The organism is Paenibacillus sp. PK4536 (genome assembly GCF_028594455.2).
GTDB classification, from domain to species: Bacteria; Bacillota; Bacilli; order Paenibacillales; family Paenibacillaceae; genus Saccharibacillus; species Saccharibacillus nuruki.
Genome location: NZ_CP126313.1, coordinates 2,592,353 through 2,605,419, shown reverse-complemented (window position 1 = coordinate 2,605,419; position 13,067 = coordinate 2,592,353). Strand labels below are relative to the sequence as shown.

Genomic DNA, 13,067 nt, shown 5'->3' with positions numbered 1-13,067 from the left:
TAGTGAAGGGGTTAATTACAGGAGGCTTACAGCTTATGCAAAAAAATAATTCCCGTTCAAATTCATCTTCAAATCGCTCAAAACCAACAAAATCCGGTCATAAAGGTAAACCGACCGCTCATGCATCCAAAGCGAAAAGCACGTCTTCTCGCAATGGTTCCTATCGCAGTAAACCGATTCCACCTACGATCTATACAGTCAAAGAAGCGACAGAACTTCTTCCTTTTTTACTGGACAATCTTACAAATATCAGCCGTAACTCGGTGAAATCGATATTGGCGCGTGGTCAGGTCATTATTAATGAAAGAACCGTTACAGCGTACAATCATATGCTTCGTCCCGGTCAAGAAGTGATGGTTCATAAAGAACCACCGGTTGCCGCACCTGCTATGGTCGGTCTATCGATTATGTTTGAAGATGAGCATTTAATTGTGATTCACAAAGATGCTGGACTACTCTCGATTGCATCAGATAAAGAAAAAGATGTCACTGCTTATCGTCAATTAACCGAGCATGTTCGTGCGACTGATCCTGAGCAACGTATCTTTGTGGTTCATCGGTTAGATCGAGATACATCCGGTGTCATGATGTTTGCCAAATCTCATGATGTTCAACAACAATTGCAGAACACATGGCGTGAGAGCGTAGAAGAACGTACTTATGTGGCTCTTGTTGAAGGCGAAGTGAAAAAGCCTGAAGGAACGATCTCCTCTTGGCTGAAAGAAAGCAAAACGCTCAAAATGTTCTCCAACTCGCATGATAATGGTGGGCAACATGCAGTCACTCATTTCAAACGATTGCAAAAAACAAGAGAATACTCCTTATTAGAAGTTCGCTTAGAAACAGGACGCAAAAACCAGATTCGTGTTCATATGGAAGATCTAGGACATCCTATCGTAGGTGACAAAAAGTACGGTGCTCGCGCTCAAGGTGTCGGTCGTCTTGGACTCCATGCACGCGTACTCTCCTTTATTCATCCAGTAACAGGTGAAACGATGCGCTTCGAAACGGATATTCCTAAAAGCTTCAAGCATCCTTTTAAAGATGCGCCTGAATCCAAATAAGTCATCATGTATGCTGTTACGAAAACAGGTGCTGAATTGCACCTGTTTTTTAATGCTTATCGCTTTTTATCTATGTTATAATCACCACTACTCAACACTCACAGGAGGCAATTATGCTTAATTTTGAACAAAAGCTTGAACTGCTACAATCGTATCCGCAATTGCAACGCAAAGATGTTTCTCTCGGTCGTGTGAATTTCCATTATGAAGACAGTGCCTATGAGAAAAAGATTGTCGCTTTCCATATTCATCCAAACGGTAATGGTTACATTTATGCGGGTCTACTGCATAACTACCAGACTGATGATAAAGGATTCGTCAATATCCGTGATTATTCAGAAGAACAATTACGCACGTTATTAGATGAAACGATCAAAGCGATGTCATATAACCACAAAGCAGTAGAATCGAAAGAGCAAGCAGAAGCTACAGCTTCTTTCAAATTAGCTACTACCACTTCTACAGGCGGTACATGGATCGATGAAGATGGACATATTTTAACGCTGAAATATGAAGATGAGATGTGGTGCGTGTATTCAGGTCTGAATTTAGATATGGCTTTCGAATCTCGTAGTGAAGCAGGCAACTATCTCAAAGACGAAGGATTTAAGCCACAGACTCAAGCTTAATTTTAATAGTGCATGTTTAAGTTACAGCAAAAGACCATTTTCTTTGTACGTTAAAGGAAATGGTCTTTTTGTTATTAAAGTGGTTATAGAACGCTATAAACATAGGCTTGATGTATGTTCTACTTTTATTCTACATTTTACACACTTCATTGACAGAGAAAATAAAATCGGTTTTTCTAGTGCAGATATATCCATATGGAGTGTTATGTTATAATATAGGTTTTAGTGCCTGCTGTTTTTATATGTACAGATTGGGTATAGTAAAAGTATTTGATTCTTTCCTTATTAAAAGTACAACATCACTGTATATACTAATAAGACATATAGAATCATCGTTAAAATAGCATTTTATCGCCATTTCTATGGAGATCAACACTGAGGGGGAATACAAATGGGATTGACACCGCAACAGCGAATTCAGCTTCATAATTTTAACAACTTGACTAAATCATTAAGCTTTAATATGTACGATATTTGTTATACATGCACGAAAGAAGAGCGTGAAGCATATTTGGCTTATATTGATGAACAATACAATGCAGATCGTTTGGGCAAAATCTTAACGAATGTATGTGATATTATTGGAGCTCATGTGCTGAATGTGGCGAAGCAAGATTATATTCCACAAGGTGCAAGTGTAACGATGTTGATCTCTGAAGGTCCTGTAGAGACAGCACCTAACGCTTCTTTCGAAGAATCACCTGGTCCATTACCAGAGCATGTACTCATGCATCTGGATAAGAGTCATATTACCGTGCATACGTATCCTGAATACCATCCTGATGAAGGTATCAGTACGTTCCGTGCGGATGTTGATGTATCTACTTGTGGCGAGATTTCACCACTTAAAGCGCTAAACTTCCTCATTCACTCTTTTGATACTGATATTATGACAATGGATTATCGAGTACGCGGATTTACGCGCGATATTCATGGACATAAACTCTTTATCGATCATGATATTAGTTCTATTCAGAACTACATTCCATCTGAGATCAAAGACACATACGATATGATCGATGTGAACGTATATCAAGAAAATATTTTCCATACGAAATGTAAATTAAAAAAATTCGATCTGGATAATTATTTGTTCGGCTATACCAAAGAAACATTGACTGAAGAAGATCAAGATCAAATCACTCAACGTCTCAAAATGGAAATGGACGAAATCTATTACGCTAAAAATATGAATACAGATCGTTCCGTATAGTGAATCATGAGTGAACATTTAACTCATATTCAGCGCCATGAGCAGGACTGGGAAGCTCAGTTTCACTCTTCTCTTTTTCAATCTGAGGTGTCTGTGATCGCTTACGATCTGGATATTTCTACAGAACAAGCAGAAGTGGCTGTACTGGCTTTTAACCATTTAGACGAACACGTTATTGCTTCATTATGTCAGTTTTCTTGGGATTACTGCATTAGCTTTTGCGAATATGTGGGTGATGTTAAAGCCCCTTCTATTCAGGAGCCGTTGGAGATTTTGAAATATATCAAGCCTACTGCTTTGATCGTCGAACACCTCCCAGAGCAGACAGAACCTATTGTTCATGTTGAACTCGAATGTGATTGGGAAGTAGAACACGGGTTAGAATGGCTTGTTCGTGGACAGCAGATTCTATATGTAGGTAGTTTTGAAGGTGTAAACTCGCTGGAAAATGAAAGTTATTATCAAAACTATAGCTTGAACTTTGCCTATGGCAATACCTACGATAATCTGTAAAAAAACATCAAAAGCTCCAAACGACTCCCTTTCGGTACAGTGAGTCCGTTTGGAGCTTTTTTTAACATTTGAAATCCATCTGATGATTTGGATCGTCTATGCATGATCACTAACGATACGTTGTTGCACTTGTACTAATAATGTTTGTTTGAGTTTGTTTATTTTCTGCATTAACAGGTCTGCACGTTGCTCATAATAACGTTGTTGTTCTTCATCGGAAAGCGTCACCAGATTAATCTGTACAGTTAACGATAAAGACTGTGCTGCCGCTTCGAACAAAATAAGACTAATGCCTACATCAGAGAGCACTGTTCGATTACAGATCTCAATCAGCGGTGAAGCGCTATATAGACCATACAGACAGCATTCCATTAATTGTAGTGGAATATCGATCGATTGGATTTTCATCGTTTGAAGTGTTTCTTTGCGGTCATGCTGTTCTTTTTCCGTACGATGTGGGAGTCGCAATGCTTCAATATATTGTCCAAACGATTCCATATCTTCATCCATCAAGTGTTCACAAGCACTTCTAATCTTCGCCATATCTTGTAATGCTTGTTCCACTTCTACTTGTACTTCTTTATACTCTTCTCCCTGTGAAAAGTGGGCGGTCATCGAAGTCATTGCCGCACCTAGCGCTGCTACAATCGCAGATACACTACCTCCGCCCGGTGTAGGTTCTGCTTTACCTAATTGTTCCATCACTTCACGTAAAGACTGATCCCAAGATACTTTATTCACTTCTATATTCACTGATATGCCCTCCTGATAAAATCATCTTATGATGTATTTTACCCTGTTTGATCACGATTCACTTACTACGTGATAAAAAGATTGGCGAATAAGATCAATATCACTGTTTATTTACTCAGATCAAGCAACTAGATAAGATACTTCTAATGAATCTTGTTTCTTTTTCAAACATGCTTTGTCATATCACGGGTGACTCGGGTATAATATTGTATATTGAATACATGTATCCGTACATATTTCGGGGTACCCATATATGACGAATAGAGAGGACGATTCCATGATCCGGTTTGGTATTATAGGCACTAATTTTATAACAGAGCGATTTATTGATGCTGCACAACGTAATGATGACTTGCAGATTACTTCCCTTTACTCACGTACGCTTGAACGAGCAGAACAATTTGGTGGTAAACATGATATTCCACATGTGTTTACAGATATTACAGCTATGCTAGAAAGTGGACAGGTAGATGCCGTCTATATTGCTAGCCCTAATTCTTTTCATGCCGAGCAAGCGATTCTATGTATGAATCATGGCAAGCATGTCCTATGTGAAAAGCCACTGGCGTCTAATGTAACGGAAGTGACTGCTATGATCGAAGCAGCGAAGCAAAATAACGTTACTTTGATGGAAGCCATGAAATCAACGATGATGCCGAATCATATTGCGATTCACGATAATTTGTATCGTATCGGGCAAGTCCGCCGTTATTTTGCTAATTATGGTCAATATTCTTCTCGTTACGATGCTTACAAAGAAGGCAATATCCAAAATGCGTTCAAACCTGAATTCTCCAATGGCGCTTTGATGGATCTCGGGGTTTATTGTCTGTATCCGCTTGCAGTGATGTTTGGTCGTCCGAATGAAGTGAAAGCGACAGGTGTCATGTTAGAATCCGGTGTAGATGGTGAAGGCAGTATTATTTTGTCTTATGATGAAATGGATGCTGTAGTCATGTATTCCAAAATCACCGATTCTTCGCTTCCGTCTGAAATTCAAGGCGAATTAGGTAGTGTACGCATCGACAAGATCAGTGAGCCTCAACAAATTACGATTACGTATCGTGGAGGATATGAAGAAGAGATTAATGTAAGTCAATCCGAGCCACCAATGTATTACGAGATTCGTGAATTCTTGAACCTGATTATAGAAGGTAGACAACAATCAAGTATTAATTCATGGGAACATTCGTTGATTACGTTTGAAATTATGGACGAAGCCCGTCGCCAACTTGGTCTGATCTTCCCTGCTGATTCCAAATAGTTCTTAACTAACAGAATACGCTTAAAGCCTTTCTGGATAAAAGGAGTGTATATCACTTGAGCATCGGTATATATCATGCTACTCATCCTTTGCAATTGCTTCCTTCTGCGCGTATAGATGCTCTAGTGAATGCAGCAGCAGATCTACAAGTAGAGATCCTCTTTTTTGATGAAAAAGGGCTTGATCTTAAAAACAAACAGGTGACTGCTTCTATCCCAAATCCTGAGCATCAAGGTCAATGGATCGTTCAGACATTGCCTTTGCCGAATATTGTTATCAATGAGATGGGTAAGCTACCGAAAGAGCGCTCTCCTATCGAACAAAAGCTTAATCGAATGGTTACATTCACTTCTCATCCGATTCACGGCAAACTACGTATTCAGCAATATTTGAGTCAATCTGAATCTTTATCACCTCTGGTAATTCCTACACAGCAATGCCGTAATATACACAGTCTACAGGAATATTTATCACATTATCGTCATGTGATTTTGAAGCCAGATCGTGGACGGCAAGGTCAAGGGATTGTCAGTATACGAGCGATTGGAGAACAAGAATTTCTATGGCAGATCGGAACAGATCAACAGATTCTAACTCCTATAGGATTGGAAAAAACACTAATGGCATTAGTTGGAGATGAAGATTATCTGGTGCAACCGTATATTCATTGCCAGACTACCGATCATCGTCCATTCGATTTTCGGATTCATGTACAACGTAATGATCAGGGTGTGTTCCAGATCACTCGTATTTATCCACGAATTGGACAAGCAGATACTGTGATTAGTAATTACAGTCAGGGTGGAACGACCACTGAATGGACAACGTTGTTAGAACAACAATTTCCGCAATCTGCTGTTCAATGGATCAAGACTTTGCCTGAGGTTGGATTGCAGTTAGCTGATTATATCGATTCGATGTATGATTATCCATTAGATGAATTAGGCATTGATATTGCTATTGATGAAGAAGAGAAGTTATGGTTCTATGAAGCCAATACAGCTCCGCAGACAAAAGATCATGAATATCAACGTGCACTGCATACGATAGGCTATGCACATTACTTATCTCAACGTCATCATCTACTAGAACAGCTACCTATACTACCAGATGATCAAGTAATGATTGGATTGTTAGCAGAACATAATGGTACAGATAGTGATGAGAACTTTATCGAAGCTTGTGCTGCGGTGGCTGCGGTGAATGGAGCGAGATTGGTACGTATCTATGCAAATGATATCTTTTATGACCAACAGCAATTGCTCGGTTATATCTGGGAACAGGGCGGTTGGAAGCCTTATGCTTGTCGTTATCCAGATGTATTATTTGATCGTTTGAAAAAAAGAGGTATCGCTGCGTATTCACGAATGTATGATGCTTTCGCTTCGATTCCAGCTACCCATGAATTGAAAAGTGGTTCTATGAGCAAAGTGCATATCTATCGACTATTGGCAGATGCTCCCGCTATCGTAGCAGACGCTGTGATTCCTTTTCATGATATGCAACAATCGGATGAAGTGGTTGAATTTATGGAACGTTATGAAAATACTGTTCTCAAGCCAGATACTGGATCACACGGACAAAATATATTCAATATCAAGCACCGTGAATCTGATTATGAAGTGTATGATCAATCGTATCTACATTATCTGGATTCTGCGAAGCTCGATCAATTTGTACGGATGTCACTAGGTAAGGGTTATATTTTCCAACAATTTGTAGATAGTTCAACTACTGAAGGACATCCTTTTCATTTACGGACGCATGTGATGAAAGTAGGTGCAGGCGAATGGAAGGTTGCTTTTGTACAACCTTTTGTAGCTGTATCCACTTATCGTAAAGTGACCAATCATGCTCAGACTTTACGCTTATCCACCAAATGGGATTGGTTTCTCAATATGGAATATGGTGAAGCACCTGGACAACAAATGGATCGACGTGTACGACAATTAGCGATCGAAACGGCTATACATTTGGAGCAACGTCTTGGACGTAATTTCCCTGAGATTGCGATAGACCTTGGTGTAGATAAACAACGTAATATCTGGATATTTGAAGCAAACTTTAATCGTATTGGTAATTCATTTCATGCTTTTGAAGCTGCTAAATATGCTGTTCCTTATGCAATATCGCTACATTCACCTTCGCTTTAATCGTATAAAAACAAAAATAAAACCGGAATCGACTGCTTATATGCTCTAGCAGTACCTATTCCGGTTTTATTTTGTATATCTTTATATCATCTTATCCTACTTATACAGACCATAAGCCTCTGCGTATCAATGATAAAAATAATAAATGATTAATTCAGTAGCCCTGAGTCTTGTAGCCATTTCACTAACATCGTAGCGCCTTCAGACTGAGTAGTGGTTGGAGCAGATGTTAACGCTGAACCTTTAGCCGATTCTACGCCTGTATTATTTCCTGACGAGATCGCTTGTTCTAGCTCAGTCTTAGCCCACTGACTGGATGAATTATTATTGGTACTGGTATTCGTGGTTACACTATTTTGATCCAATCCATAAGCGGAAGCTGCACGTGTTAAAATAACAGCTAATTGCTCTTTGCTGATTGTACGATTAGGCGCAAATTGGGTCGCTGATATTCCGCGTAACACTCCTGCATGATACAGAGCTTGAATTGCTTTGGCTTCCGATGATGCTGGATCAATATCCGTAAATGTGGAAGATGGTGCACTATTCACATTAATCCCCAATGCATTGACCAGATAAGAAGCTAATTGTCCACGAGTTAACAATCCATCATTGGCAATTGTCGCTTGATTGTTTGCTGGAATGATCTGCTTATCCACTAATTTTTTTAATTCTGGTGAAGCATTGGTTACCGTGTTCGATGGATTGACTTTAACGATAGTAAATGTACCATTTTCAAGACTATGAATACTGGCTTGACCTTGCTTATCAAATACGACTGGAACCACATGTGTACTACCATCTGCATCTGTCGACAAAGCGATATACTGATCATCACTTGATGCATCTACAGGAGCTTCTACACTCAACTGTACATACCGATTATTGTAATTATTCAGAGTATTCACTGTACCATTGTTATCGATTTGTAAGCTAACTTGATACGTGCCACCTGCGGTAGTTACCGAATCACCTGACCAGTTGCTAAAGGAAGCAGGAGATACTTTTTCAGCTTTGATTGTCCAGTTAGCCGTTGTGTTATTTGTCAGATTAAGATTACGATTCACATTGATAAAAGCAGAAGCCGGTACATAAATACGAACGTCCCCTGTTTGAATAGCGAGTCCATTTTGCTTGGTGACTAATGACTGAACCACGTTGCCTGTAAAGTTAAATTGATATTGTTGCTTCCCTGTAATTGCGTTAGCTGCAATCGTAATTGTTTCTTTGGGCGCTGCGATCTGTGTAGCTTCTTGAATGCGATCATAGATAAGATCAAGCACTGCACTTTGATCATTCGATTGCGCTAAAGTTGCTGCGCCTTTGGTGCGATCGCTAGTACTGCCTGTTGCCGTTCCATTGGTATCTTTAGTCGAATGAACAGCATCAATCGTCACTTGTTGCGGTGCTACAGGTGTAGGCGTAGCAGGTGTTGACGTTGTTGGTGTTGGAGCTGTGTTTCCATTAGAGGCTGGCTCTTTATCTTTGTCTTCTTTATCTTTTTTCACTTCAATCGTTACTGTTGCTACTTCAGATTCATTGTTTTGCGGATCAGTAACGTTATAACTAAAAGTATATGTTCCTACAACATTTCCCGAGTATTCAAATGTACCTGTCGCTGGATTAGTCAATACCACTTTACCTTGCTGTGGTTGAGTCAACAAATGATAGGTTAAATCCTCATTCGTTTCTTCATCTGTTGCTTGCAATTGACCGCTAAATACAGCTGATTTTTTAATCATAAAGCTTAGACTTTTCGCTATAGGTGCAGCTCCACTTTCCCCGTGGGTTAGAGATGAAGAATTTCCAAAGAAATGTTGTTCAAAGTACAGCATAGAATTCCCTGTGTATACAGTAGGTTGATCAGAAGGTGTCTGATATGAACTTGTTGTATTGGAAGGTGATGATAGACTTTGTGCCCCTGTCACTGCTGGTGCTGTGACAAGTCCAGTAGCGATAATTGAAGTACCTGCTAATTGCATTACTTTTTTGACGGTAGATTGTTCTTTATGTGCTTTTTTCATACGTTAATGTCCGCCTTCCCCCTGATGAATCTGATCCAACTTGTTAAATAACTTCATTTCATAATATTTTATTTTTATCGGAATTATAAAGTATTTTCTGAATAGATCTATAGGGGACAAATTGAAAAATAGACAAAAAAAAGCAAAGACATCATTCATGCCTTTGCTTTCCTTTCAAATTTACTTATTTCAAATTCAATCTATCGACGATGAATCCAACTGCTTGGCAATCATCGCTAACAATTGTGTACGAATTTCAGTATAATTTACGGCTTCTGTATCCGGTTGATGATTTGATTCACGAGCAGCATGACGGGCATTGAACCAGATCATATGCCAGTGAGCACTTACTGCACCCACAACATCATTACGCCACGAATCGCCAATAAAGAAACTATTTTCAGGCGTGGTATCCGTCAACCGATTAACATAATTAAATATAGCTGGATCTGGTTTTTCTAGACCCACCTCACCTGAAATAAATATTCGATCACGCGCAAAAACTTGATCCATATGTAATGCGCAAATCTTTTTCCATTGATGCTCCGCAGGGCCGTTGGTTAATAGACCAACTGTATAGCCTTGATCCATCAATTCATGAATCAACTCTACAACTCCGTCGTAAGGACGAATATTATACTGTGAGCCTATATATACAGCCTGCATTTGCTTCGCTTGTTCCTCCGTAATCTCAATTTCAAATTCCTTTAACGTCAATATAAAGCGCTGGTAACGCATTTCTTCTAAAGGAAGCGCCTGAGGATTCTGAGGCGATACTAATACTTCACTATAATAACGAAAACGTTGATATACATCACTATACGACAACGATTCCTGTTGCTGTGGAATCACCTGTTGCAACGCTTCGAACAGCGGTTGCAAATGATCGTATAATGTATCATCAACGTCAAAAAAGATACCTATTTGTTGTGGATTCAATGGGTCGGATTCTCCTCGGTCATTAATTCATCCAGTGCTTTGCCATACTTACTGATCCGTTCCATATCTTTGTCGGTTGAACTCAAAATACGAGATGGGTCCATATTATCTTCAATATCAGCAATTTTTACTGGACGAGCTAACGAATTTTTTTTGGCACGCTTTACAAATTCATGATAGTCCTCGTCTTCGCTACGACTTAACGCTTGTACAGCTTCTACAATTTCATCGGAAAAGCCTTCAGCAGATAGATCATGAGCGGTTACATCTGTATCTTCTAACACATCATGCAATACAGCAATAATTCGTTCTTCTTCTGTAGTCATTTTTAACATCACACGCAATGGATGTAAAATATAAGGTAGTCCTGATTTGTCTATTTGTCCGGAATGCGCTCGGGTTGCAAGAATAATAGCACGATCTAAATTACTCATTGACATTCACATCCTTTTTTATGGTTACTTTCGTATCACCCATGTTATTTATTACACACGTATAGCCGGATGAATCACTTCACCCGGCTTCACTTTATGATTTAATCAGGATATACATTAAAGTCTGTTAACAATTGTACACAATTGCCTTCACTATCATAACCGATATAACTATGATAAATTCCATTGCCAAACCCGCTAGAAAACAGTGCAATATTGTGTCCATTATCCAGTTCTTGAACAAGCCAGCTTCGTGTATGAAGATATGATTCTTCGGCTGCAAGTTCCCATGCTTCCATCAACTCTTGAGCCACTTCAGGATTTTCTTGTTCTTGTTGAAAAGCAAGCCATGCATACGCTTCAGCATCCAAAAAGCTACCTGTGCCTGAATCGACTGCATATCCCCAACGTGCATGTTCATCGAGCTGATACAAATTAGCATCGGCTTGAACTTCACGCTCTGCGCCTACCCATCTTGCTACAGGATTGGAATTAAAGGTAATACGTGCAAATGCAATGCGTTCATCTACATGATCTTTATGCCGATCTGTAGGATCGGTAATACGTGCAATCGATAATTCTATTGGAAAAGAACCTGTGGGGAAAGTCTGTACAAAAGGTGTCGATTCGATCAAGCTGTATGGATCATCGGCTACAATCTTGCCGGTTATCACACGCAGTTCCCCGATAGACTTGGTATAAAAAGCAAGATTACGTCTCTGGCCTCTCCATAATTTGACTTGTTCTAAGGCAAATCCGTCTTTGAAAACTTCTTCCAGCACCTTACTTTCTTTAAGAACCTCGCCCATCTTCTTTTCCTCCAATCAGATGTAGATTATTTTCCATTATACTCCTATTTAAAGAATACGGTACATGTTCTCTGCAAAAAATTTGAATTTTCGCTTAAAAATTTTGGATATTGTCCACGATATCTTCATTACTCGCATAAACCTCACATTTTCCATTGAATGATTGTGTAGAATCAAGCATAATATGATACGATGCTGTAACATGAAATAATAGAAGAATTGTGATTGTACTGCCAAGCGCTGGACGTAAGATATTTTGCTTTGCAAAAATCACTTTTGATTTGAATAGAAGAATCGCGCTTATATTGCCAAGCGCTGATGTAAGATATTTTGCTCTGCAAAAATCACTTTTGATTGAAATAGAAGAATCGCGCTTATATTGCCAAGCGCTGATGTAAGATATTTTGCTCTGCAAAAATCACTTTTGATTGAAATAGAAGAATCGCGCTTATATTGCCAAGCGCTGAGAACGGAGAATAGCTTTGGATCAACCATCAACGATCAGTCGGGCGATTTTTGAAATTATGGATACCTGTCTGCTTGCCGGTAAAATTATGTTACAAAGTGGTGCGGAAACGTATCGTGTAGAAGATACAATGATTCGGATTGCCGAGACGCTGGGGATTCCTGGATCTCATAGTTATGTTACGCCGACGGTGATTATGTTTTCTACAAATGGAACAGACCCTGCGAAGTTAATACGGATTGCAGAACGTACAACAGACCTGCACAAGATTGCACAGGTAAATCTGGTATCACGCCGCATTAGTAGTGGCGAACTGAATGTACATGAAGCTTATGAATTGTTAAAAGTGATCGAGGCGGCACCTGGTGAGTATAGTGTTCGTATGCGGATTATCGCTGCTGCAATTGCCAGTGGATGTTTTAGCATTATGTTTCAAGGAAGCTGGGCTGATTTCTTACCTGCGGTGGTTGCAGGTGGTGTAGGCTATGCGGCTTCGCTGTATTTACATCGCTGGGTACAAGTGAAATTTTTTGCCGAGTTATCTGCGGCTTTTCTGATCGGATTACTGGCGGCTATCTTTATCAACTGGGGCTGGGGTAATCAATTGGATAAGATTATTATCGGTTCGATTATGCCGCTTGTGCCCGGTCTTCTTATTACCAATGCGATTCGTGATCTGATGGCAGGTCATTTGGTATCTGGTATTTCCAAAGGAGCCGATGCGCTATTAACTGCTTTTGCCACTGGCTCAGGGGTAGCGATTGTGCTGACATTTATTTATTGAATTTAGAATGAGAGAAGGTTAT

The 13,067-nt window shown here is 39.6% G+C and carries 12 protein-coding genes; 7 read left to right on the top strand and 5 right to left on the bottom strand.

Features of this window, described 5'->3' with window-relative positions:
* The first annotated feature begins 35 nt into the window (after positions 1 to 35).
* The 4 genes from PO903_RS11665 to PO903_RS11650 all read left to right on the top strand — a co-directional run bounded on the left by PO903_RS11665 (position 36) and on the right by PO903_RS11650 (position 3,419).
* Positions 36 to 1,064, top strand: a complete 1,029-nt coding sequence (locus PO903_RS11665; protein WP_083243433.1) for an RluA family pseudouridine synthase — start codon at positions 36 to 38, stop codon at positions 1,062 to 1,064.
* 113 nt (positions 1,065 to 1,177) lie between these two features.
* Positions 1,178 to 1,693, top strand: a complete 516-nt coding sequence (locus PO903_RS11660; protein ID WP_137222140.1) for a hypothetical protein — start codon at positions 1,178 to 1,180, stop codon at positions 1,691 to 1,693.
* 391 nt (positions 1,694 to 2,084) lie between these two features.
* A complete protein-coding gene (gene speD / locus PO903_RS11655) occupies positions 2,085 to 2,906 on the top strand; it encodes an adenosylmethionine decarboxylase (protein ID WP_273593490.1) in 822 nt (273 codons plus the stop codon).
* 6 nt (positions 2,907 to 2,912) lie between these two features.
* Entirely contained in the window at positions 2,913 to 3,419 is a 507-nt protein-coding gene (locus PO903_RS11650; protein ID WP_273593489.1) for a DUF6985 domain-containing protein, read from the top strand.
* Between the two features lie 96 nt (positions 3,420 to 3,515).
* Here PO903_RS11650 and PO903_RS11645 read toward each other — a convergent pair whose 3' ends face one another.
* Positions 3,516 to 4,172 (bottom strand): cyclodeaminase/cyclohydrolase family protein, encoded by a 657-nt coding sequence (locus PO903_RS11645; protein ID WP_273593488.1) that lies wholly within the window; start codon positions 4,170 to 4,172, stop codon positions 3,516 to 3,518.
* A gap of 277 nt (positions 4,173 to 4,449) precedes the next feature.
* Between PO903_RS11645 and PO903_RS11640 the strand changes: the two genes are divergently transcribed.
* A complete protein-coding gene (locus PO903_RS11640; RefSeq protein ID WP_069327200.1) occupies positions 4,450 to 5,436 on the top strand; it encodes a Gfo/Idh/MocA family protein in 987 nt (328 codons plus the stop codon).
* A 56-nt stretch (positions 5,437 to 5,492) separates the two neighbouring features.
* A complete protein-coding gene (locus PO903_RS11635) occupies positions 5,493 to 7,589 on the top strand; it encodes a YheC/YheD family protein (protein ID WP_273593487.1) in 2,097 nt (698 codons plus the stop codon).
* A 149-nt stretch (positions 7,590 to 7,738) separates the two neighbouring features.
* Here PO903_RS11635 and PO903_RS11630 read toward each other — a convergent pair whose 3' ends face one another.
* From PO903_RS11630 to PO903_RS11615, 4 genes are all read right to left on the bottom strand, one after another.
* Entirely contained in the window at positions 7,739 to 9,613 is a 1,875-nt protein-coding gene (locus PO903_RS11630) for an S-layer homology domain-containing protein (RefSeq protein ID WP_273593486.1), read from the bottom strand.
* A gap of 195 nt (positions 9,614 to 9,808) precedes the next feature.
* Positions 9,809 to 10,552 (bottom strand): HAD family hydrolase, encoded by a 744-nt coding sequence (locus tag PO903_RS11625; protein WP_273593485.1) that lies wholly within the window; start codon positions 10,550 to 10,552, stop codon positions 9,809 to 9,811.
* Positions 10,549 to 10,986 (bottom strand): HD domain-containing protein, encoded by a 438-nt coding sequence (locus PO903_RS11620; RefSeq protein WP_069327198.1) that lies wholly within the window; start codon positions 10,984 to 10,986, stop codon positions 10,549 to 10,551. The genes PO903_RS11625 and PO903_RS11620 overlap by 4 nt, the downstream gene beginning before the upstream one ends.
* 101 nt (positions 10,987 to 11,087) lie before the next feature.
* The gene (locus PO903_RS11615) at positions 11,088 to 11,795 is read right to left on the bottom strand and encodes a DUF4241 domain-containing protein (RefSeq protein WP_083243431.1); all 708 of its coding nucleotides are present in this window, start codon (positions 11,793 to 11,795) and stop codon (positions 11,088 to 11,090) included.
* Between the two features lie 524 nt (positions 11,796 to 12,319).
* Between PO903_RS11615 and PO903_RS11610 the strand changes: the two genes are divergently transcribed.
* On the top strand, positions 12,320 to 13,045 hold the full coding sequence (locus PO903_RS11610) for a threonine/serine exporter family protein (RefSeq protein WP_137222498.1): 726 nt from the start codon (positions 12,320 to 12,322) through the stop codon (positions 13,043 to 13,045).
* Positions 13,046 to 13,067: the final 22 nt, after the last annotated feature.